The organism is Klebsiella sp. PK01, assembly GCF_057624675.1.
The window spans coordinates 41,590-64,198 of the sequence record NZ_JBYEZM010000003.1 but is presented as its reverse complement, the minus strand read 5'-3'; the positions used below and the strand labels follow the sequence as shown (position 1 = coordinate 64,198).

Annotated in this window: 22 protein-coding genes; 12 read left to right on the top strand and 10 right to left on the bottom strand. The window is 53.0% G+C overall.

Annotated elements, in window-relative coordinates; genetic code table 11:
- Window positions 1-499 precede the first annotated feature (499 nt).
- Genes AC22LX_RS09900 through AC22LX_RS09870 form a run of 7 tightly spaced genes read right to left on the bottom strand, consistent with a single transcriptional unit; the run spans window position 500 to window position 7,418 of the window.
- On the bottom strand, window positions 500-1,444 hold the full coding sequence (locus tag AC22LX_RS09900) for an oligopeptide/dipeptide ABC transporter ATP-binding protein (protein ID WP_015370095.1): 945 nt from the start codon (window positions 1,442-1,444) through the stop codon (window positions 500-502).
- The gene (locus AC22LX_RS09895) at window positions 1,437-2,426 is read right to left on the bottom strand and encodes an ABC transporter ATP-binding protein (RefSeq protein WP_047050255.1); all 990 of its coding nucleotides are present in this window, start codon (window positions 2,424-2,426) and stop codon (window positions 1,437-1,439) included. The genes AC22LX_RS09900 and AC22LX_RS09895 overlap by 8 nt, the downstream gene beginning before the upstream one ends.
- The gene (gene ddpC, locus AC22LX_RS09890) at window positions 2,426-3,319 is read right to left on the bottom strand and encodes a D,D-dipeptide ABC transporter permease (RefSeq protein WP_049061664.1); all 894 of its coding nucleotides are present in this window, start codon (window positions 3,317-3,319) and stop codon (window positions 2,426-2,428) included. The genes AC22LX_RS09895 and ddpC overlap by 1 nt, the downstream gene beginning before the upstream one ends.
- Window positions 3,320-4,339: an ABC transporter permease gene (locus AC22LX_RS09885; RefSeq protein ID WP_487333967.1), complete on the bottom strand. Its 1,020-nt coding sequence runs from the start codon at window positions 4,337-4,339 to the stop codon at window positions 3,320-3,322. It lies immediately after the preceding gene.
- Window positions 4,340-4,399: 60 nt separating this feature from the next.
- On the bottom strand, window positions 4,400-5,962 hold the full coding sequence (locus AC22LX_RS09880; RefSeq protein ID WP_045395172.1) for an ABC transporter substrate-binding protein: 1,563 nt from the start codon (window positions 5,960-5,962) through the stop codon (window positions 4,400-4,402).
- The gene (gene ddpX / locus AC22LX_RS09875) at window positions 5,959-6,540 is read right to left on the bottom strand and encodes a D-alanyl-D-alanine dipeptidase (protein ID WP_045395170.1); all 582 of its coding nucleotides are present in this window, start codon (window positions 6,538-6,540) and stop codon (window positions 5,959-5,961) included. The genes AC22LX_RS09880 and ddpX overlap by 4 nt, the downstream gene beginning before the upstream one ends.
- Window positions 6,541-6,551: 11 nt before the next feature.
- Window positions 6,552-7,418 (bottom strand): MurR/RpiR family transcriptional regulator, encoded by an 867-nt coding sequence (locus tag AC22LX_RS09870; RefSeq protein WP_045395168.1) that lies wholly within the window; start codon window positions 7,416-7,418, stop codon window positions 6,552-6,554.
- Between the two features lie 321 nt (window positions 7,419-7,739).
- Here AC22LX_RS09870 and AC22LX_RS09865 point away from each other — a divergent pair, with 321 nt between their 5' ends.
- Complete coding sequence (locus tag AC22LX_RS09865; protein ID WP_045395166.1) at window positions 7,740-8,501, top strand: transporter substrate-binding domain-containing protein; 762 nt, start codon at window positions 7,740-7,742, stop codon at window positions 8,499-8,501.
- A gap of 43 nt (window positions 8,502-8,544) precedes the next feature.
- On the opposite strand, the gene AC22LX_RS09860 is transcribed toward AC22LX_RS09865, so the two are convergent.
- A complete protein-coding gene (locus AC22LX_RS09860) occupies window positions 8,545-9,165 on the bottom strand; it encodes a hypothetical protein (RefSeq protein WP_049061666.1) in 621 nt (206 codons plus the stop codon).
- A gap of 330 nt (window positions 9,166-9,495) precedes the next feature.
- Window positions 9,496-10,290, bottom strand: coding sequence for an SDR family NAD(P)-dependent oxidoreductase (locus tag AC22LX_RS09855; protein WP_045395163.1), 795 nt, complete (start codon window positions 10,288-10,290; stop codon window positions 9,496-9,498).
- A 326-nt stretch (window positions 10,291-10,616) separates the two neighbouring features.
- Here AC22LX_RS09855 and AC22LX_RS09850 point away from each other — a divergent pair, with 326 nt between their 5' ends.
- From AC22LX_RS09850 to AC22LX_RS09830, 5 genes are all read left to right on the top strand, one after another.
- Window positions 10,617-11,399 carry an alpha/beta fold hydrolase gene (locus AC22LX_RS09850; protein WP_045395161.1) on the top strand — a complete coding sequence of 261 codons (783 nt, stop codon included), beginning with the start codon at window positions 10,617-10,619 and terminating at the stop codon, window positions 11,397-11,399.
- Window positions 11,400-11,493: 94 nt separating this feature from the next.
- Window positions 11,494-12,057, top strand: a complete 564-nt coding sequence (locus AC22LX_RS09845; protein WP_045395159.1) for a peptidylprolyl isomerase — start codon at window positions 11,494-11,496, stop codon at window positions 12,055-12,057.
- Window positions 12,058-12,098: 41 nt separating this feature from the next.
- A complete protein-coding gene (locus AC22LX_RS09840) occupies window positions 12,099-12,425 on the top strand; it encodes a hypothetical protein (protein ID WP_045395158.1) in 327 nt (108 codons plus the stop codon).
- A gap of 10 nt (window positions 12,426-12,435) precedes the next feature.
- Entirely contained in the window at window positions 12,436-13,272 is an 837-nt protein-coding gene (locus AC22LX_RS09835; RefSeq protein ID WP_045395157.1) for an MBL fold metallo-hydrolase, read from the top strand.
- Window positions 13,273-13,386: 114 nt separating this feature from the next.
- Window positions 13,387-14,601: an acyltransferase family protein gene (locus AC22LX_RS09830; protein WP_045395155.1), complete on the top strand. Its 1,215-nt coding sequence runs from the start codon at window positions 13,387-13,389 to the stop codon at window positions 14,599-14,601.
- Window positions 14,602-14,819: 218 nt separating this feature from the next.
- On the opposite strand, the gene AC22LX_RS09825 is transcribed toward AC22LX_RS09830, so the two are convergent.
- Window positions 14,820-15,707 (bottom strand): LysR family transcriptional regulator, encoded by an 888-nt coding sequence (locus AC22LX_RS09825; protein ID WP_045395153.1) that lies wholly within the window; start codon window positions 15,705-15,707, stop codon window positions 14,820-14,822.
- A 411-nt stretch (window positions 15,708-16,118) separates the two neighbouring features.
- Between AC22LX_RS09825 and AC22LX_RS09820 the strand changes: the two genes are divergently transcribed.
- From AC22LX_RS09820 to ccmB, 6 genes are all read left to right on the top strand, one after another.
- Entirely contained in the window at window positions 16,119-17,546 is a 1,428-nt protein-coding gene (locus AC22LX_RS09820) for a bifunctional 2-methylcitrate dehydratase/aconitate hydratase (protein ID WP_045395151.1), read from the top strand.
- A 49-nt stretch (window positions 17,547-17,595) separates the two neighbouring features.
- A complete protein-coding gene (locus AC22LX_RS09815) occupies window positions 17,596-18,738 on the top strand; it encodes a hypothetical protein (RefSeq protein WP_045395149.1) in 1,143 nt (380 codons plus the stop codon).
- The gene (locus AC22LX_RS09810; RefSeq protein ID WP_045395146.1) at window positions 18,735-19,715 is read left to right on the top strand and encodes an aminoglycoside phosphotransferase family protein; all 981 of its coding nucleotides are present in this window, start codon (window positions 18,735-18,737) and stop codon (window positions 19,713-19,715) included. Before AC22LX_RS09815 ends, AC22LX_RS09810 begins: the two co-directional genes overlap by 4 nt.
- Before the next feature lie 27 nt (window positions 19,716-19,742).
- On the top strand, window positions 19,743-21,125 hold the full coding sequence (locus tag AC22LX_RS09805; protein WP_047050258.1) for an MFS transporter: 1,383 nt from the start codon (window positions 19,743-19,745) through the stop codon (window positions 21,123-21,125).
- Between the two features lie 184 nt (window positions 21,126-21,309).
- Window positions 21,310-21,933, top strand: coding sequence for a cytochrome c biogenesis heme-transporting ATPase CcmA (gene ccmA / locus AC22LX_RS09800; RefSeq protein ID WP_045395142.1), 624 nt, complete (start codon window positions 21,310-21,312; stop codon window positions 21,931-21,933).
- On the top strand, window positions 21,930-22,589 hold the full coding sequence (gene ccmB / locus AC22LX_RS09795; RefSeq protein ID WP_045378271.1) for a heme exporter protein CcmB: 660 nt from the start codon (window positions 21,930-21,932) through the stop codon (window positions 22,587-22,589). The genes ccmA and ccmB overlap by 4 nt, the downstream gene beginning before the upstream one ends.
- The last annotated feature ends 20 nt before the right edge of the window (window positions 22,590-22,609 follow it).

Sequence of the window (22,609 nt, the reverse complement as noted above, 5' to 3'; positions counted from 1 at the left end):
CTTCCCCGGGCTACCTATGGCACTGGGTCACCCATTGCACTGGATCTGTAGGCCCGCGCAAGCGTAGCGCCGCCGGGCAATATCCGCGGATAAGGCGCCGCTTTTGCGCCGGATGGCGGCTTCGCCTTATCCGGCCTACGGTCTGTGCGGCCAGCCTTTAATTTATTCACCATGCTGGCTGAAACTGCCGGTGTTGGTGGCCTCAAAATCGCTGAGACGTTCCCGGAAGGCCGGGGCAGCCCGCATGGATGCGGGCTGAGGGCCGTGACTTGCAGGGACGCAGCCTCGGCCCGACCCGGAGCCTGCAGGGATAAGTCGAAGGTACCACGAAGTGGCGATTTTGGCGGCCAGAGCCCTCTGTGCGCTCCCTGCACCATGAGAGCCATAACGCAGAAGAAATATCGGGAGCGCAATGTGCTCTGAATTAACACAAAGCACATGTTTTCCGTACACAAAACCGTTGCAAACCGATAACAGTAGCACCGGGCGGCGCCCGGTCCTATCTTATTGTTTGCGCTTTCCAGCAGCGGACCTGCGCGCCATTCGCTTGCGCCTCCAGCGGCTGAGGCCGTTCGCAGCCCTGGCTGGCGTAAGGACAGCGTTCCCGAAAGTAGCAGCCCGTCGGCAGCCGGCGGTTGCCCGGTAGTTCGGTATTGCGCACGCCTTCGCCTAACGGTGAGCCGATGCGCGGTACCGACTCCATCAATAGCCGGGTATAAGGATGCGCAGGATTATCCAGCACCTGCCGCGCCTCGCCCATTTCAACGATTTGCCCGAGATACATCACCGCCACCCGATCGCTCATATGACGTATCACCGAGACGTTGTGCGAAATCAGCACGTAGGTGAGATTCTGCCGCTGCTGCAGTTCGACCAGCAGATTAAGGATCTGCGCCTGCACCGAGATGTCCAGCGCCGAAGTCGGCTCATCGAGCACGATAATCTCCGGCTGCGACGAGAGCGCGCGGGCGATGGCGATACGCTGGCGCTGGCCGCCGGAAAAAGCGTGCGGCAGCCGATCGAGATATTCGCTACGGATCCCCACCTGTAGCGCCAGCTGCTCGGCGAGATCGCGACGCGCCTTTTCAGGCATGCGCGACTGGATCCACACCGGTTCGGTGATGGTGCGCCAGACCGGTAGCCGCGGATCCAGCGACGAGAGCGGATCCTGAAACACCATCTGCATGCGTCCACTCTGGTTTTCGCCGCGCGCCGGCGCGCGGGTGAAGTGGCCGGAAGAGGGCTTTAGCATGCCCATCAGCAGCTTCGCCAGGGTGCTTTTCCCACAGCCGGATTCGCCCACGATCCCTAAGGTTTCGCCGCGTCTGGCCGTCATATCCAGCCCATTTAGCGCATAGACGCGTTCGATGACTTTCCCGCGCCAGTTTTTCTGCGCGGCGAACGTCAGGTGCACATCATTGAGGGTTAATAGCGTCTCAGACATGGGCATTCTCCCGTTGCGGATACCAGCAGGCAGCCTGTCTGTCGGCGGCGTTATCATGAGCCTGCAGCGTAGGGGTAATACCGCAGGCTTCACCCGCGGCGAAGCAGCGTTCGCGGAAGGCGCAGCCGGCGGGAAGACGCGCCAGATTCGGCACGGTGCCGGGGATAGAACGTAGCGGCGCGCGCGGTTCGCCATTATCGGGGGCGCTGTTTAACAGACCGATAGAGTAGGGATGCTGGGGATGTTGCAGCACCTCTGCGGTTTTGCCGCTTTCAATGACCGCGCCGGCGTACATGACGTACAGCCGATCGCACACCTGAGAAACCACCGCCATATCGTGACTGATAAACAGCACAGCCGTGCCGGTCGCCTGGGCCTTTTGCTTCAGCAGGCGCAACACCTGACGCTGCACGGTGACGTCCAGCGCGGTGGTCGGTTCGTCGGCAATCAGCAGGTCGGGCTCGCAAGAAAAGGCGATAGCGATCATCACCCGCTGGCGCATGCCGCCGGAGAGTTCGAAAGGATAGCGCTTGAGCACGCTTTGCGGGTCGGCGATTTGCATATCCGCCAGCAGCCCGACGGCGCGGGCGCGCGCCTCACGCAGCGACATGGGACGGTGCTGGCGGATGACGTCTACCATCTGCTTACCGATACGTCGGGTGGGGTTAAGCGCGGTCATCGGCTCCTGAAAAATCATCGCGACCTTGCTGCCGCGAATATCGCGTAGCGTTTTTTCCGTCAGGGTGAGCATATCGTGGCCCATCAGGGTGATAGCGCCGCTATGAATATGATAGCTGCCGGCGGAGAGCAGACGCATCGCCAGCATCGCGGTCACCGATTTACCGGAACCCGACTCGCCCACCACGCCGACGATTTCGCCGCGATCGATGTGCAGCGAGATATTATTCAGCACGTTGACCTGGCCCTGATAGACCGGGAAACTCAGGCGAACGTTATCGATAGTTAAGACCCTATTTTCCATTAGTTGCGCCCTCCGGCCTTGGGATCCAGCAGATCCTGGATGCCATCGCCAAACAGGTTAAAGCCGACGGCGGTGATCAGGATCGCCGCCCCGGGGAAGGCGCAGTACCACCACTGATCGAGCACGTAGTTGCGACCGTTAGCGACCATCGCGCCCCATTCCGCGGTAGGCTGCTGGGCGCCGAGGCCAATAAAACCGAGCGTGGCGGCCATCAGGATCGCGCTGCCGATATCCAGCGAGGCCTGCACCACCAGCGGCGGCAGGGCGTTACGCAGAATATGCCAGCTGATCAGATGCCAGCGCGAGGCGCCAAACGTCACCGAGGCCTCGACGAAAGTATGCTGACGCACGACCAGCGTCTGGCCGCGGGCCAGTCGCACGTAAAATGGAATACGCACGATGGCGATCGCCAGCATCGCGTTGAACAGGCTCGGGCCTAACGCCGCCGCCAGCGCCATGGTCAGCACCAGCGACGGAATCGACAGCATAATGTCCATCAAGCGCATAATTAGCGCGTCGCTGCGCCCGCCCAATACCCCGGATAGGCAGCCCAGCAGCGAACCGCTGATCCCGGCGATCAATACCACCGCCAGCCCGGCGGCCACCGACTGCTGGCTGCCGATCAGCACGCGGCTGAACAGATCGCGGCCAACCTCGTCGGTACCAAACCAGTGAGCGAACGACGGCGCCTGCAGACGCGCGGCAAGATTAATGGCGTTAGGATCGTGCGGCGTCAGCCACGGCGAGAAGATCATTAAAAACAGCATAACCAGCATGACAGCCGCGCCAATCAGCGTTAGCGGGCTCTGGCGGATCAACCACCAACGACGCTTCCAGTGGCCGCTTTTTTCAGCCTTTGGCCGTGGAAGCGGTTGTTCCTGAGTCATCATCACTTAGCTTTCTCCCCGACCCATGCGCGGGTCGATCCATAAATAGAGCAGGTCGACTACCAGGTTGACCAGTACGTAAGCAAAGGAGACCAAGATGGCGAAGCCCATCACGGCGGGGAAATCGAGCGCCTGAATCGAAGACACCACGTAGGCGCCCATCCCCGGCCAGGCGAACACCGTCTCCGTGAGCACTGCGCCGTACAGCAGATCGCCCAGCGCCAGCCCGAGCACGGTGATGGAGGGGATCAGCGCGTTGGGTAGCGCATAGCGCACCACAATGGTGAATTTCGGCAGGCCGCTGGCTAGCGCGGTACGAATGTAGTCCTCATTGAGCTGCTCGAGCATCGCCGAGCGGATCTGCCGGGCGACGATGCCAAGATGAACGAAGGCAAGGGTGGCCGCCGGTAAAATGAGGTGCTGCAGGGCATTGAAGAAGACCTCGACATTGCCTTCCAGCAGTGAATCCAGCAGATAAAAACCGCTGACGCGGGTGGGCGGATCGAACCAGTCATCGAGCCTGCCGCTGCCGGGCAGCCAGTCGAGCTTGCCGTAAAACAAGACGATTACTCCGAGACCGAGCCAGAATGCCGGAGTCGAGATGCCGGTCAGCGCCATCAGGCGCACCAGGTGATCGGTCCAGCGATTGCGGTATACCGCCGACAGCACGCCGAGCGGGATGCCGACCAGCAGGGCAATCAGCAGCGCGCAAAAGGCCAGCTCCAGCGTCGCCGGGAAGAAGGTTTTTAAATCTTCCAGTACCGGGCGGCCGGTGCGAATCGAGGTGCCGAGATCGCCGTGGAGCAGGGCGTCAACGTAGCGGGCAAATTGCTGCCAGAGCGGTAAATCCAGCCCCAACTGCTGGCGAATATGGCGGACGATTTCCTCGCTGGCGCGATCGCCCGCCAGCAGCCGCGCCGGGTCGCCGGGAATCAGGTGCGAAATAATAAACGTAATCACGCAGACGCCGGCGACGACTAATATCAGCCCCCAACAGCGCTGTCGTATTAAACCCCAGAAACTCATGATGACGCTCCTCGGCCGGGCCTGTGACGGCCCGACCAGACAAGATGGAGAGACGGCCCGCTACTTGTGCATGTCGGCGATATTGTAAATCTGCTCAAGCATCGGGTTGAAAACGAAGCCTTTCACCTCTTTGTTCATGGCGACCTGATAGTTTTTCTGGAACAGATAGACGTAGGCGGCGTCATCAATGACGGTCTTTTGCGCCTGCTGATAATCTTTGGTTCGCGCCGCCTGATCGGTGGTGGCGACCGCCTGTTTCAACAACGCATCAACCTGCGGGTTGTCGTAGAACGCACGGTTTCCCGGCAGCCCTTTTTTGTCCGACTCGAACCAGTAGTTCATAAACATATAGGGGTCGGCGAAGTCCGGGCTCCAGTTACCGATAGCGATGTCGTAATCACCTTTACCCACGCGCTCGCGCATGGTGGCGTTGGCCAGTTTCTCCAGCTTGACCTGGATACCCAGCGCCTGCAGATTGGCCTGGGTGGAGAGCGCAATCGGCTCCCAGTTCGGATCGTTATCGGAGTAGAGGAACGTCAGCGTTTTCGGCTTATCCGCCACCTTATCCAGCGCCGCTTTGGCTTTGTCGAGATCTAATGAATACTGCATGGCGCTGGCGTCGTAGCCCCACATCCCATCGGGGATCGGCCCGCGCATCTGCTTACCGTTACCGCCGAGAATGCCGTCGACCATGCCTTTATAGTCCGTTGCCCACGACACCGCGCGACGCAGATCCGCCTGGTTCATCGGCGCTTTGCTGTTGTTGAGATACAGATAGGTGACGCGCAGCGCCGGGTAGTCGTAGACCGCCACCTTGTCCTCTTTCTTCAACGCCGCAAACTGATCGACCGGCAGGGCGTCGGCGATATCCAAATCGCCCTTGGTCAACTGCAGACGACGGGCGGCGCTTTCGCCGATGATTTTCACCGTGACGCGCTTAAAGGCCGGTTTGTTGCCGCTGAAGTGCGGGTTGGGCACCAGCACCAACTGTTGCCCTTTCTGCCAGCGCTGCAGGCTATACGCGCCGGAGCCCGCGGTGTGCTCGGCCAGATAGGCGCGGGCGTCATCGGCGGCGTTGGCTTTCAGCACCGCCGGGTTAATGATGGAGGCGCCGTCATTGGCGAGGGTATGCAGGAATGGCGCGAAAGATTCCGGCAGCGTGAAACGAACGGTGGCCGGATCGACGACATCTACCTTCAGCCCGCTGGGAAACGCCTCCGATGGCCCCTGTTTAATACGCATCAGGCGTTCAAAAGAGAGTTTGACCGCCTCTGCCGTCACCGGCGAGCCGTCGTCAAACTGCGCGCCTTTGCGCAGGGTGAAGGTCCAGGTTTTGCCGTCGTCGGAGGCCTGCCAGTTTTCGGCGAGATCCCCTTCGACATCGGTGGAACCTTTACCATTATCGGTTTTGTATTTGACCAGCCGCTGATAGGCCGGGTAGGTCACCGTCCAGTCATTGTTATCGATGGTGACGGCCGGGTCGAGCGTTTGCGGGTCAGCGGCTTTGCCGATCACCAGCATATCTTTCGGCACCGCGGCAAAGGCGGAAGGGATGGCGGCGCAGAGCGCGGCGGCTAACAGTAACGGGCGAAAACCTAAGGATGCTGGGCGAGTCATGTTCATGGTGAAACTCCGTCAATCTGAGCGGGGGAGAAACAGGCGAAAACATCGTCGAGTAGCGGATAACCGGCCGCGCCCGGTAGTTCGAAGTGCCACCATTCCGTGGTAATGCCTTTAAAGCCGCCGCCGAACATAATGGCGTTCAGCAACAGGCGATTACGCTGCGCCTCCTGCGCCACCGCCGGGTGGTAGGGATGCGAGCGATCGTCCATTTCGTCAAAGGCGGTGCCCATGTCGAGTAGGTTGTTGTGGTCATCGAGTAGCGTTACGTCGATGGCGGTGCCGCGGCTGTGGTTGGAACCGATATCGGCCGGCACGACGTAATCCTGGTTCGGGCAGGCATTCCACAGCAGCTGCTGGGCGCTCTGTGGACGATAGGCGTCAAGCACCAGCAGGCGATAGCCCGCAAGCGCAGCAATGGCGATGGATTTCTCCAGCGCGACGGCCGCATCGGGGTGCAGCAGGCAGCGGGCTTCGCGATAAATCGGTTGGCCGGTAATGTTATCGGCGGTGGCGTATTTCAGGTCGACAGGCAGCGTGGGAAAACGCGCGGCGATATCCACCAGGGAAAGATGGCTCATCGAAAATTTCCTTAACGTTCAAACTGACCAAATTCCTGCTGCAGCGCGCGGTTCGCGGCAAGGCGGCTGGAGAGGCTCGGCCCCAGCCGTTCCACCACCGCGGAGAGCAGCAGATTAAAAAGACAACCGATCGGCGCCAGCGAATCCCAGAAGTGGCCGGTATCGGTTTTCACCTGTAGTAAATCAACCGGATAGTCGCGCGCCCACGGGCACCAGATATCGGTGACCAGCGCGGTGGCAACTCCGCGTTCGCAGGCGACCCGGCAAAACTGGCGCGCGGCGACGGAGTAAGCGCGGGTATCGGTCAGCACCACATAGGGGTGCTGGTATTCAGAATTCAATGATTCCAGCCAGCTACCAGAGCTGCCGTCGGCGTAGGTCACGCGCGGGCGCAGGTATTCCAGATGGCTGAAGAACGTGTTGGCGATGCCGCGAGTCGACTGAATGCCAATGATGATAACCGCGTCGGCCTCGGCGATGCGTTGACTGACGCGGGCGAAGGTCGGTTCCTGCGCCAGTTGGTAGACATAGCGAATGGCATCCAGCTCCATCTGCAACGACAGGCTGGCGCGATCCGGCTGCGCCTGCTGCTGTGACCAGGAGTCAAGCCGGTCAATCACTCCCCACTGGCGATAGGGCGTTGATGCGGGCTCTTTCAGGCTGTGCTTCACGTCATCGAGATTGCGATAGCCCAGCTTGCGCAGATAGCGGCCTACGGTTATCCCGCTGGTGCCGGTGGCCTGCGCAATGCTGTCGGCGGTCTCAAACGGGATATGCTCCCGATGGCTTAACAGCCAACTGCCAATACGCTTTTCGCTCGGCGTGAGCTGGCTGAAAGTGGATTCAATAATGTGAAACAAGCCGTTGCTATCGTTCATCTCTGCCCTTAATGATAGTTCGCTCTCATTTAACAGAATTCTGATACTCAATTAACAAAGCACGATGTGTGCCAGCTATTGCGGGAAATAGTATTTCCAGCAATATCGCTAATCTATTGGGAGGTGAGCGGATCCTGAGCGTAGGATTTGGTTATTCATTGCACAAATCAGGTGCAATGAATCCTGGTTGTGCATCACAAAAATAAAACATATCGTTAACAATGTGGTTGTGGGCCGGAGCGGTAGAGAGATAATTTTGCTTGCCGTCAGCGACAGACAGAGTGATAACCAAAAAACTGATGATTAAAAAAGGATCATAAAATGAAAGTGAAGGCGGTGCTTGCCCTGACGCTATCCCTGGCCGCACTGGCGGGCCATGCGCGCGATATGCAGTCGATTCAACAAAGCGGCGAGTTAAAAGTCGGCGTACCGGGGGACTACGCGCCGTTGGCGTTTCATAACGGCGCTGGCGAACTTATCGGCTACGACGTCGATATGGCGCACGATCTGGGTAAAACGCTGGGAGTGAAGGTGACGTTTATTATCACCAGCTGGCCAACGTTATCCACGGATTTAAAAGCCGATAAGTTTGATATCGCTATGGGAGGCGTAACGGAGACGACGGCACGCGCGAAAGATTTCTCCCTGAGCCATCCGGTGGTGGCCAATGGTAAAATCGCCCTGGCGAACTGCAGCGCCGCGCCAGCGCTCGGCAGCCTTGAAAAAATCGACCAGCCGAATGTGAAGGTGATTGTGAACCCCGGCGGCACCAACCAAAGTTTCGTTGATGAACATATCAAGCATGCGCAGATCATCCGCGTGCAGAACAATGTTGATAATCTGCAGGCGCTGCGGCAAAAAACTGCCGATATGATGGTGACCGACCTGATTGAAGGGGACTATTATCAGAGCAAGGAGCCCGGCGTGTTCTGCGTAGCGAATGAGACGCCGTTTCCCGGCACCGCCAGCTATAAGGTTTATATGATGAATAAGGATAATCCGGCGCTACTTGAGAAAGTGAACCACTGGCTGGATGGTCAGGACAAAAATGTGCTCAAGAGAAAGTGGAAAATTCAGGGATAATTCACGCTGCCGCCAGCGCACGAGATTCTGGCGGACAACTCAACTAGCTTTGCGACGGCGCTTTCTGTCGCGCCTGATAGCGGAAATAGCAGTAGTAACCGATTGAGGCGGTCAGACAAAGCATGTAGCCGAACGACTCGCTACCCTCTTCAACGGTGTTTTTCACCACCCGCGCGTAGTTCTCATCAAGTACGGCGTACCATAAGCCATGCATGCCGAACAATCGTGAGAAGACCAGAATCGCCAGCAGGCCGCTTATCATCATGCCGTAGTAAGGCGTGCGGGTGTATTGCGCCAGTTGCGACAGCGTTTGACGAGAATGGCGCAGTGGAACGATTAGCGCGGCTATCGTCGTTGCCAGCGCGAACCATACCCAGCTACCGTGAGAAATAAGGTCAAAAAGCGCGTCCAGTTCGCGGATCAGCATCGCCAGGAAGAAGCCGCCAACGAGGATATTACAGTAGCGCAGGAGCTCATATTTTTTCGCCAGCAGGAAGTGAATCAGCACGATTATCGCCAGCACGCCCTCCTGCACCACCTCGGTAAGCGAAATCTCCGGAATATCGTTGCCAAACACCCGGATATCCACCCACAAACAAAGTACTGCGATGGCGGAAGCCACCGCCGCGCCGAGAAAGAAAAGTAAGCTTCTGATGACAGACATTAACACCACTATTTATGTTCAAAACAGCAATGATAAGTATCATGAATGTTACTTCCTGTTCACTTTGTGCGACATCGCGGCGTGTTTTAAACCTTTTGAGCTATTTAGCGCTAAATAGCGCAACTACAGGTGAGAAAGGGGAGCTTTGCTCCCCCCAGACTGCTGACAAAGAAGGAAAAAGCGTGGTTTTTCCTTCTTTGTGGTTATCAGCCGAAAACCAATAAATTGATTTTCCTTGTTATTTGTCTCTTGCAATCTGTAAGTCCAACGGTTGCATGAGGTTTGTCATCAATCTCAGGGGGGCTTTGCTCACCCTGCTTAGCGGGTAATTCAGACAATATCATCGACCACGCCGCCATCGACCCGCAGCGCGGCGCCGGAGGTGGCAGAAGCCTGCGGCGAACAGACGTAGACCACCATATTGGCCACCTCATCCACCGAGGCCGCACGCTGAATAACGGAAGCGGGGCGCTGCGCCATAACAAACTCTTTCGCCAGTTGTTCCAGCGGCTTACCGGTGCGGGCGACTTCCTCTTTCATCATTTCGGCAAAACCGTCTGAGAGGGTCGGGCCGGGCAGCACGCTGTTTACGGTGACGCCGCTGCCGGCGACGTATTTCGCCAGCCCGCGGGCCAGCGACAGCTGCGCGGTTTTGGTCACGCCGTAGTGGATCATATCGGCGGGAATATTGCGTGCCGATTCGGAGGAGATAAAGACCACCCGTCCCCAGCCTTTACGCACCATGGCGGGCAACAGCGCGCGTGACAGGCGAACGCCGGACATCACGTTGGTTTGCCAGTAGTTTTCCCAGGTGGCGTCATCGGTGGCGTAAAAATCCTGCGGGCCGTAAATACCGGCGTTATTCACCAGGATATCGACTTCATTCACCGCCTGCAGCAGTTGACTCACCCCGGCGGCGTCACTGAGATCGGCCACTGCGGGATAGGGCCTGAATCCCGGCACCTCCTGTTGCAGCCGCGCCATCGCCGCATTAACGCTATGTTCGCTGCGGCCGTTGATAATCACTTCCGCGCCGCTGGCCGCCAGCCCCTTCGCAATGGCGTAACCAATACCGGCCGTGGACGCCGTCACCAGCGCGACTTTCCCCGATAAATCAATATTCATGGTTGAGCCTTTTTTATGGAATGGAGTAGTAAGCGTAGCAGGTGGGAATTGGGGGGGCTTTACCACATCAACAAATTCGATAGCGATATCGAAATTATCCGTTAGAGCACAGGATTAAATTACTCTAATAATACTAGCAGTACTAACAAGATAAGAACATTTATCCGATGTTAATGCGGGAAATAACCTCACGTTTTTCCTGATGAGTGCGCTTGCGGGATAGCTTAAACAGATAAACATTCCTTTGGTATAACCGTGCGTCTGAGCCTGTGTACCGGCATCCGGAGTCAATGATAAAAGTAAAAATAAGCATACGGAGATTTTAAATGTTTATCCGACCACTGAAATTAACTCAGCACGTCGATGTACAGGGCCCAGAAAATGCGACGACAGTGATTCTTCTTCACTCGTTAGGAACGGATATGCATCTTTGGGATCTGCAAATGCCGCGATTAACCGAGCGTTATCGAGTAGTCCGCCTGGATATTCGCGGACATGGACTCAGTGCCGTCGACGCGTTGCCTTTTTCAATGGAAGATCTTGCCGATGATGTTATTGCTGTTGTCGATCATCTGAACATCAATCAGTTCTATGTCGTCGGTGTTTCAATTGGCGGCACGATAGCACAATGGATTGGCTTCAAATTACCGCAACGCGTACAGGGGATGGTGATTATTGATACTTCGCTGGTGAATGCCGCTCCGCCCTCGCTATGGCGCGCAAGGGCGGAGGATGTTTTCCAGCATGGTCTTGAGCACCTTGAGAGAGGAATTATCAGTAATTGGGTCACGCCGCAATTTATCGACTCGCCTGAGGCTGACGGTCTGAGGAAAATGCTGCGCAATACAACGGTCGAAGCTTTCTCCGGGTGTTCTTTAGCTATTGCCGATACTGATTTGACTAATATGAATATCCATGGAGTTAGTGCGGTTATAGTCAGGGGAGCGGAAGATAAGCTGACTCCGCAAGACTACGCGCAACGTCTGGCGAAAAAGCGTAATGCCGAATTACATGTTATCCCCGGCGCTTCACATTTACCTAATTTAGAAAAACCGGATGCGCTTACCGATGAGATCATTACATTTATTGAGAAAGCGCAAACACATTAATAGATCAATGCCGCGATAAGGGGCCAATCAGCGCGGCTAATGAGAAAATGCAGCGACAGGCGGTAATTTCTGTCGCCAGAATGGAGTAAATGATATGAATCGTCGGTTATTTATTGGCGGCTGCCTGGGATTATGTGCGGGCGCCGTCGCGTTGCCTGCCGCGTTAAAATGGCTAGGTTCTGCAGATGATACTATTGAGATGGAGTTGGATAGTGGCATCGTCACGATAAAGTTATTTTCTGATATTGCCCCTAATCATGTGGCGCGGATTAAGACACTCGTACAGTCTAAATTTTATGATGGTATGCCTTTTTCCAGGGTTATTGATGGGTTTATGGCGCAAACTGGTGAGCCGCTACAAAATACACGGTTTGATCCCCGCGTAATGCCAAAACTGGCTGCGGAGATTAATCATTTACCGTTTGAACGCGGCACTATTGGCATGGCCAGATCGCGAAATCCGCACAGTGCTTGCCATCAATTTTTTATCACCTCAACCCGCGCTCGATATTTAGATCAAAATTATACCGTCGTTGGTCAGGTTACCAAAGGAATGGAATGGGTGGATAAACTCCGCCGTGGTGATGCCGAGTTGGGCACGGTGGTTAATCCGGATGTGATTAAACGCATGCGTCTGGTGACTACCCATACCGTGTAGTTCCACGTTGCTAAAATATCTGTTGCAGGAGTAGTTTCTAAATGCCCAGTATTACTGTATCTACATCAGCAAGATATCGGTTGGATTCCGCCGCCTTTGCTGAATTTTCGATTGCCCTGGCAAATTTAGCCAAAGAGATACTGCAAGCTAAAGACAATAATATCCACATTACTTATCTCACTGCTGAAATCGGCTATGGTACGCCAGTTTATGTCGAGGCAAAACTCAGACAAGAAATATTTCGTAGCGAGCCGGTGATGAATGAATTTTTACATCAGGTAGATTTGTTAATTAAAGAGAGGATCGGCGTTGTGGCGAGAATTCGCTGTTTCCTTTATCAAGCCAATAATATTTTCGCTAAAAATTAAAGGATAAAATATGAATGAAAAATTGCCAATGAAGGACCTTGGGGATGTCTTAGTGACTGCGGTTAGCGATGGCTACTTGCAGGTTGACTTCGGGCTACTGGCAAATGTAGATGAAACGGAGTGCAGGGCCATTCAGCAAAAATCCTGTCCTGAGGAACCAAATTCAGTTCATATCAATACCTTTTTAGTGCAACAGCAGGGGAAGAATATCCTCATTGATAGCGGTGCTGGTGGCATTAAAGGTTGGGGGGGCGGTTTAGTTAAGAATTTAGCTAAACTGGGCTTACAACCAGATGATATTGATGCCGTTCTACTCACTCATGCTCATCCCGATCATATTGGTGGCCTGGTCAATGCTCAGGGAGAAGCTATATTTCCTCGCGCGGAGCTATTCATCAGTCGTGATGAATATGATTATCTGCAAGACGATAACCAGTTTGCGACGGTCAGCGATCGCGTTAAAGGTAATTTCCTGTTGGCGCGCAGCGTTTTTAAACAGTATCAAGATCGGCTTCAGTTAATTGATGATGGTGAAGTGCTTGCCGGCATACGTGCTATTCCCTTGAAAGGCCATACACCTGGACATACCGGCTATAGCATTGTCGGGAGTCATAACAGCCTATTGATTTGGGGGGATATTGTGCATTTCCCACATATTCAGCTATTAAAGCCGGATGTCACTATCGCCTTTGATTATGATCCACAGTTGGCAGCGGAGACGCGTGCGCGCATCCTTGAGATGGCCAGCTCCGATCAAGTTCTTGTTGGCGGTATGCATTTTGGTCAGCAGGGTTTTGGTTATATTAAAAAGCTTAACACAGGATATTGCATTATTACCGATGAGTAATAGACATTAATCTGAGTCGATACTGCTTTGCCGTTATTAATTTTTATACCAGTAATCATCTTTCTATTTCAGAATAACTTGGTGATATAAAAATACCATCTGTGGAGGAGTGTAATGAGTTCTGTAATAACAAAAGAAATGAGTAGTGATGAGCTTTACGGTGAAGCACATATCACGCCAGGGATGCAACCAATAGCGGCAGGAGCATTTTCAGTGCGGCCTAAGCTTCCTTCCATCACCGGAAGCAGGTTTTGGGCTGCTTTTTTAGTTTTTTTATTTCATGCATCATTGCCCAGCGATCTCGCCCCATTCGCTAATCCGACGATTCAACATATCTATACCGTTATTGTCGGTAAAGCTGGTTGGCTGGGAGTGTCATATTTCTTTATTTTGAGCGGGTTTATCATGGTATGGTCCGCGAAAGATACGGATACCGTTGGTGATTTTTATCTGCGGCGTTTTGCTAAAATTTATCCAACACATTTCCTGACATGGTTGGTTGCATTTTTAATTGGTGCAGTCAGTATTTATCAATATAAATTATGGTCGACCAATCTGCTGTTGGTGAATACCTGGTTTAACGATGTACATTACTTTTTCGTTGGTAACCGGCCGAGTTGGTCTTTATGCATCGAAGCGATGTTTTATCTCTCTTTTCCATTCCTTTACCGGATTATGAAGACGATCCCGACAAAGCATGATTTATTTGCTCTGTTGTTGGTCACAATGGCATCGTTAGCAGTCCAGGTTGCGATCTATCTGTGGGCTGAACCGAATAAAATGATGGGAGCATTCCCTATTTCTCAACATCATTTCTGGATTTCGTATATTTTCCCTCCGGCACGTATTTTTGAGTTTCTGGCCGGTATGTTTGCTGCACGACTACTCATCAATGGCCGGGCAATTATGTTGTCGAAAACGGTATCACTTGCCTTACTGGTGGCAACGTATATTGCTTCTATGTATATTCCATACCAATTTAGTATGAGTGTCGTATTTATCATTCCTGTTTGCTTGTTAATTACCTCTTTTGCCGGCGATGACTTGAAAACCAGGAAAACTGCATTGAATTCGCCAACCTCGGTTTGGTTAGGAGAGATCTCTTATGCATTCTATATGGTTCATTTCTTAGTACTGTTTTATTTTTTGAATTTAACGGCAGGAAGAAAGTTTGATTTAGCTGAAGGGATTGGGCTTATCGCTGTTGCTCTGGTTCTGTCAATTGCTTTCGCCGCTTTTTTATACAAATACTTCGAAGTACCAATGATGAAAACGATCCTGGCAAAGTTTCGGGAAAGAAGGTTGGTCAGCCTGCGCGAACCCTCGTGATGACAGATTGAATATTCAGCATTTCTGGTGGGAGGCATGCGTCAATGAGATGCACTCCCACGCTTTACTGCTTAATCAGTATGAAAGCCGCAGCTTTCTACAAGATTTTCCTTGAATGACAACATATCCCCGCTAATCACCTTTACCGATCGTCTTCGATAGGTTGGTGTATTTTATAATATGGTGCGAGCATAATTCTTGCAGTTCATATGAGTTAGTTAATAACCGATATCGCGCAGCCGAGGATCCTGGAACACAGAGGTCATCATACCGGTGAATTTGGCGATATCCAGATAGGCACAGTCTGTTCGGTACACCAACTCTATTTTGAAGTCATTGAACTGCCCGGAGAGCTGATGAATCTTAATCTTGCTCTTAACTTCACTACTAATAGAACAGCGCAACACCAACGATACCCCTTTACCCGCGGCAATGCTTGAGAACAGCACTGGATAAGATCCGCATTCAACGACACGTTTTGGCGTGATATTGCCTTCATTGAACAGCACATTGAAGTTGCGCGTAGACGTTGCACATTTTTTACTACTGAGCAAAAAGACTTCGCCATCCAGACTGGAGATATCAGTAATAGGAGGTTGATTTTTGTCGGTGATAATTACCAGCTCGCTTGAGAGCAATATGGAACGTGCATGTTGTGTATTGGAAAATCCGGCGCCAATAATTACCGCATCAAATTCGTTTTTATCAAAGGCGCTGAGCAAACTAATTGTGTTGCCGATTGATATGTCGATGTTCCAGCCCAGCTCCTGGCCTAAATCAATCAAGGAACTAATAATATAGGGGGGTAAACATTCAATTATTCCAACTCTTATCGTCAACTGACTGCTTTTAGAGTAGGAAATGTTGTTTTTGCAATCGTCCGCCAGGTTCAGAATTTTGAGTGCATACTCATAAAGTATCTGGCCTTGCGCTGTGGGAGTGCATCCTTCGGTTTTCCTGTCTAACAGGGTGACATCCAGGTTGTCCTCGAGACTTCGTATTCGGTGGGAAATGCTTGATTGCACTCGATTCAGGCGCTCTGCGGCTTGGGTTATATTCCCTGTCTCCACCACCGTCACGAACGCAAGAAGTTCACTTAGCTTCATTTGAGACCTCATGCTAAAAGTTAGTTTAATGTTGCAATTGTATTTATAATTTGTGACGTTTGTTTTGTCATCATGTTTCTAATTGCCAGTGTTGGTAGTGCTGGCCAGAGAGCGTCACAGCGAAGACGTTCGACATCAATAAGCTTATTCGTATATCAATTCGTATGCCCTGAATCTCCATTGCAATGAGCCATGCTCTGTTGAATATCATTAAGGTATCAATCTTTTCGATGAATACCTCGATTTTATTCGCTGGTTTTTTATTGCTGCGCCAATTACGATTTAATCAGTAAGGCCAATTATTCATTTTATAATCAAGTGGTTACGCATCCTCTTGTATTCAGTCATCTCGCTTTTCTGGCCTTTATTACTCGTATTGATGAAACCTTCATTTCGTTTATGGGATAAAACATGGCGCACGCTGAGTTTGATAAAATAATGATCGATCTGGTTGATTATGCCTACGAGCAAACAGCCTTTAATAATGAGACGCTCCGGATGGCGCGTTTTTGTCTGCTGGATTCAATAGGCTGCGCGATAGCCGCCTCTACAGATGCCGACTGTTCCAGACTCATGCGCAGCGCGCAATTCAGTCGCAACCCTCAGGGGGTCCCGGTCATGGGGACGCCATTGCGGTTAGGGCCAATCGAAGCGGCTTTTCAAATTGGTTCGATGATCCGCTGGCTTGAGTTTAACGATACCTGGCTGGCGCAAGAGTGGGGACATCCGTCCGATAACCTTGGGGCAATCCTGGCCGCTGCCGCGTGGCGGAGCCTCTCCGATAGCGCCCAGCCAGAGGTGAGTATGGCGGCGGTTCTGAACACCATGGTCAGGGCGTATGAAATTCATGGCGTACTGTGCCTGTCGAACTGTTTTAATGCGCTAGGTATTGATCATGTCGTGCTGGTCAAGGTGGCTTCGGCGATTGCAGCCGCACAGATCATGGGATTATCGAAGGATCAGGCGCTGAGTGCGCTTTCCAACGTGATAATTGATGGCCATGCGCTCAGAACTTACCGACATGCACCTAATGCAGGCACCCGTAAATCATGGGCCGCCGGCGATGCCACAGCTCGCGGACTGCAATTGGCGCTGTTTGCCCAGGCAGATGAGATGGGGTATCCGACGGCGTTAACGGCTAAACGCTGGGGATTTGATGATGCGGTGCTACGCGGTCAGTCGTTCAACCTGACGCGAGATCTCTCAGACTTCGTCATCAATAACATATTGTTTAAAGTTCCCAATCCTGCTGAATATCATGCTCAGACCGCGGTCGAGGCGGCAATTAACCTGCGTGAAAAAATACTTGCCGCCGGTTATTCACCTGAATCAATCGAATATGTTCGCGTTGAAACGACGCGTCCGGCGATTCAAATTATTGATAAATCAGGTGTGCTGAATAACTCAGCCGATCGCGACCACTGCCTGCAATATATGGTAGCGGTAGGGCTACAAACTGGAAATCTGACGATTAGGGATTTCCATGAGCCATTGGCCTGCGATCCGCAACTGGAAGCCTTACGCCACAAAATTACCTGTACTGAACGTCCTTCTTTTACCGAAAGCTACTACGACCCAGAAAAACGCGCGATCCCGAATGCGCTGTACATTAAATGTCGTGGAATGACGGAGGAGATTGCCGAGCTTATTGAATATCCGCTTGGTCACGTCCGCCGTCGTGAGGAGTGTTTTGACGCACTGCTAACCAAATTCCATCTGAATCTTTCAGACAGCCCGCTACGCGATCGGGCGGACAGACTGGCCGATATCCTGACCACTGGCCCGGCGCTTGAGACTATGTCTGTTAATGAGTTCCTGAAACTTTTTTCCTGGCATTAATCCATTTCTGAATCATTGACATAAATTTATAACGCTAAAGGTGAATGAAGTGAAAAAGGCAATACTGGTTGGCTGTGGTGCAGAGATTGGCGCAAATCTGTTGATTCAAAACGATCCGCAGAATGATGGTTTCGTGGTGCAGACCGTAGTAACGAATCCGCCTGCTACTGATAAACACTATCCGGAGTTACGTCCGATTGATGGCATTGTGGCGCGTCTGGCGATGGCGCAACCTGGCATTCAATCCCGGGTCGAGATAATCAATGACGATACGCTGCAAATTGACGGTCGTGAAATTCATTTCTTCTTTGGCGATTTAGCCAAAGTGTGCCCACCCGTTAACGGGCGCTTTGATATCGGTTTTATTGCCACCAGCAAACAGGATATGGATCAGCACAGTCCTGTGGCTCGCAACATGCAGGAGCTGGCCAATGTAGTGCTGGGTGTCGCTGAGGCTGATAGCCTAAAAAGTATTTATGGCTGCCTTGGCGATCTGACGAGTGACGATATCAGTACGATTCAGCGTAAGGTAGTAAGTTCTGGTATGTACTGTCTGGGTTCCTGCCAGACCAATGGGATGCATGCTTCATTACGTGTTGTGGTTGAGGCACTAAATGCTATCCATGGCAACGCTTCGCAAATTGTGTCGGTTGAAACCGATATTGTGCATCCAGATACGCCGAATGGCGTACTTGGCACTCGCTCCTTTGAAGGCCGTATGCAGGATGCTCGCGACAATCTGCGTCCCAGCTTCTCGCAAATTGCCATGAGCCAGAAAAAAGTTATGCCGTGGGCGCCGTTGGTGAATACGGTGTCGCTTCGCGCGCCAGTTCATGCCCCTGGCTATCAGATTAACCGCTTTATCGTCGAAGATAACGGTGCTTTAACGACTGGTTTAATTGAAGCCGCTATTGAGCGCGTGAACAAGCTGCATCCTCATGTAGTGATGGCCTCGCGGTCGCCTCTTGGGGGACGCGCTTATGCTTATGAGCGCCGCTGTTCGACAATTCTCTCTGACGCTAACCATTTACTCATTCTTCGACCCGCATATCTGGCGAAGCAGAATCTGAGCGAAGTGATTATCCAGTCCTTTGTTAACAATTCGGTAGGGTATACCGCAGTTGTTCGCGCCGTTGCGCGCAATATTGCCCAAGGTCTACCGGTGGCGACCTTTCAGGAGATTGAAAAATGACACGTTCCCATACCGTTGATTTTTTAAATTCTGGTTTTGTGGTGAAAACCGCCATGTCTCCTGATTTCAATAGCAAGCTAAAGGCTGAGGTTGAGCAAATCCGCGCGTTACATACTCTTTATCCGGAACTGATGGTGCCGGTGTTACATGAGGGGGTTGCCGCCGGACGTCAGTTTTATGTTCTGGAAAAGAAAGCCTCACTTCCGCTATCGGCTATCGTGCTTGATGAACAAAGGACGCTCGCGGCGCGGCGCAAAATAGTTCTGAATGCCCTGGAGAACATCCAAACCGCGATTGGACTGGAGATAGAAAACCAACCTGCACGGGTCAGCGATATGCCAGCCAGGTTGCAGGAGGAGTGGGAAGCTACGCGATTTGCGCACGATCTGTTTGATAAACCGGTTTTACTGAATGGCGTCCGTTTTAGCATTACCGCCAGAGAGGTTATCGAAAAAGCGATCGAGATGGCGCGTAGTGAAGAATTCCGATCGGTAGAAAAGGCTCATTTCAATTTTCACTTTGGCAACGTGCTTTATGACGAAGAACGTTCATTGACTCATTTCATCGATCCTGATTTTTCCGTCAGTGGCCTCGATCCCCTTTTCGGCTTTTCGCGCTTTGCTTTTTCGTTCTGGCATGAGCTGGCAGCCGAGGTTGAAGACGCAGTGAAAATGGTACCGATGTCTGACGCACTCATGTTTGTTCTGGCGAAACAGGATTACGGCAATATTCTCAGCGAAATTCCGGAAATTGGCGGTATTTCCGGGCTGCTGCCGATAATGGGCGAGAATATGCGTCATCGCTTTTATGTCCTCACCGCTTACTGCTTCCTCAGGAGCATCCGTATTAATGGCAGCAAGCAGCCGTGGAAAACGCCGCGCTCTCCGGTTATCGCCCGGCCTGAGGAGGTACTTATGCTTGGGATGCTGACCTATCTCGAAGGGGCGAGCGTCGCGAGCGAAAGTCTGTGCGCGTAATTTCATTCTAATAAAGGACCTGCGGATATGTCGTTGGTAAGTAGTAGTACTCTTGATCAAGGTTTTGAGGCGCCGAGGCGCTATTTAGCCGCCGCGGCCATATTAATTGGCGTGCTGATGGCGGCGCTGGATAGCTCTATTGTCAATATCGCATTGCCCACCATTGCCAGTGCGTTACAGGTCGATTCGGCGTCCAGTATCTGGATCACCAACGGCTATCAGGTAGCCAGCGCGGCGACGATGCTGATTTGCGCGTCCCTGGGCAGCAGAATCGGTGAGAAGCGTTTTTACACGGCGGGAATGGTGTTATTTACGCTCTCTTCGCTGGGCTGTAGCCTTGCGCCGACCTTTGGCGTACTGGTTACCATGCGGATACTACAAGGGGTAAGTTATGCGGTCATGATAAGCGTGGGGCTGGGATTGTACCGGGTTATTTTTCCACCTCGCGCGCTAGGAACGATATTCGGGCTGAATGCGCTGGCCTTTGCGGTTGGCACGGCAATCGGTCCGGCGTTGGGCGGACTTATCATTTCGTATCTTTCCTGGCCGTGGCTTTTCTATATCAATATCCCGCTTGGCGGCGCTGCGATTATTTTCTCCCTGATTTCATTAGGGGCGGATAACGAAAAGGAGAAGGGCTTTGATTGGGCAGGGGCTCTGAGTTCGGCAGCGGCATTGGGCTTGATGGTGGTGGCAGTCGATCAAATTGGCCGCTGGGAGAGCCTGACGCTTATCTATTGCGCGGCGGCGTCAGTGGCGTTATTTGCTTTCTTTATTATCGTCCAGACACGAGCAAAGCACCCCTTATTGCCGCTTGATATATTTCGTTCACGGCAATATAGCTTTGCGGTGCTTTCATCCGTCTCTATGTTCGTGGCTCAGGGAATGGCGCTGGTCGGCTTACCGTTTGTGTTGCAACATAGCTATCACTATTCAGTGCTTGAATCGGCGTTTATCTTTACGCCGTGGCCGGTGGCTGTCGCCTTCTGCGCCCCGGTAGCGGGAAGACTGTCAAACCGTTTTAATCCGACGCAAATTTCTACCGTCGGGGTGGTTATCTTTTGTCTTGGCTTAGGGTCGTTGGCGCTATTGCCGCACGCCGCGACGGTGAATGATTTCTTGTGGCGCGTTGCCGTTTGCGGGGTGGGGTATGGCTTATTCCTGCCGCCAAACAACAAGGAGATGTTTGCCAATGTTTCAGCAAATCGCACGGTAACGGCCTCCGGCGTGCTATCAACGGCCAGGACGACAGGGCAGTCCATCGGTGCGGCGCTGGTGGCGATGGTCATTGCGCTGTTGAACGGCTTAACCGGCCCGGGCGGCGCACAGTTTGCCGTTTATGTGTTTGGCTTCGCCTGCGCTATTGCGGCAATATCCTCTATTGCCAGCACCTTACGCTTGCATCGCTAAAGAAGGGAATGCCGGTAGTGGTGAAAATGCAACCGCTACTGGCATGTTCGATTATGTGTTTTTAGCATTTTTACCCGCTTAGCTCCGGTATAAAATTTTTAATACATTCAGCAAAACAGATTGTTTTCTTTCGTTATAATAAGGCACTTGAATGCGCTGACGCCCGGACTGGACCTGCTTTCTGATGCTGGACATACAAAATATCGCCTGCCTGCGGGATGAACGAACCCTTTTTACCCACTTATCGTTTTCGGTACAGCCAGGCGAGATTATTCAAATTTCAGGCCCCAACGGCGCGGGAAAAACCTCGTTATTACATCTCTTAACCGGGTTATCGACGCCAGAAGAAGGGGAAATTCTCTGGCAGGGAAAACCGCTGCGGCGTACTCGCGATAGCTGGCACGCGCAGCTCTTATGGCTCGGTCATCAGGTTGGTGTGAAAGGGGCGCTCACGGCGGACGAAAATCTGCGCTTTTACCATCCCGAGGCGACCATTGAGGCGCGCTGGCAGGCGCTGGCGCAGGTTGAGCTGGTGGGCTTTGAAGATGTTCAGGTAGCGCAACTCTCCGCCGGGCAACAGCGGCGCGTCGCGCTGGCGAGACTATGGCTCAGCCGGGCGACGTTCTGGATTTTAGATGAACCCTTCACCGCGCTCGATGCGGCTGGCGTACAAACGCTGACCACCCGGCTGGAGCAGCACGTCGGCCAGGGCGGTGCGGTCATCCTGACCACCCATCAACCCCTGCGCCCGCTCTGCGTTCCCTTACGCACGATTATGCTGAATGACGATGAGGCGGCTGCGGCATGATCAAGCAGATATTCTGGCGCGACCTGCGCCTTGCCTTTCGCAATTACGCCGAAATTATCAACCCGCTGTGGTTTTTCCTGATTATTATCACCCTGTTCCCCCTCAGTATCGGCCCTGAACCGCAGCTGCTCCGGCAGATTGCGCCGGGCATTGTGTGGGTGGCGGCGCTGCTCTCTTCGCTGCTGGCAATGGACCGGCTGTTTCGCGATGACTGGCTGGATGGCTCGCTGCAGCAAATGATGCTGATGCCGGTACCGCTGTCGCTGGTGGTGCTGGCAAAGATTGCGGCGCATTGGGTGGTCTCCGGGCTGCCGCTGCTGATAATCTCTCCGCTGATCGCCATGTTATTCGGACTTTCGACGGCGGAGTGGCAGGTGCTGGCCCTGACGCTATTGATGGGCACGCCAACGCTGAGCTTTATTGGCGCCATCGGCGTGGGGCTGACCGTCGGCCTTCGGCGCGGCGGCGTATTGCTTAGCCTGCTGGTGCTGCCGCTGATGATTCCGTTACTGATTTTCGCCACCGCCGCCGTGGGCGCGGCGCAGATGCAGTTACCGGTTGACGGCTATATGGCCATCCTTGGCGCCTTTCTGGCAGGAAGCGCCACTTTAAGTCCGTTTGCTACCGCGGCGGCACTCAGAATTAGCGTGCAATAATTCCCGTTCCCTCGGGGCAA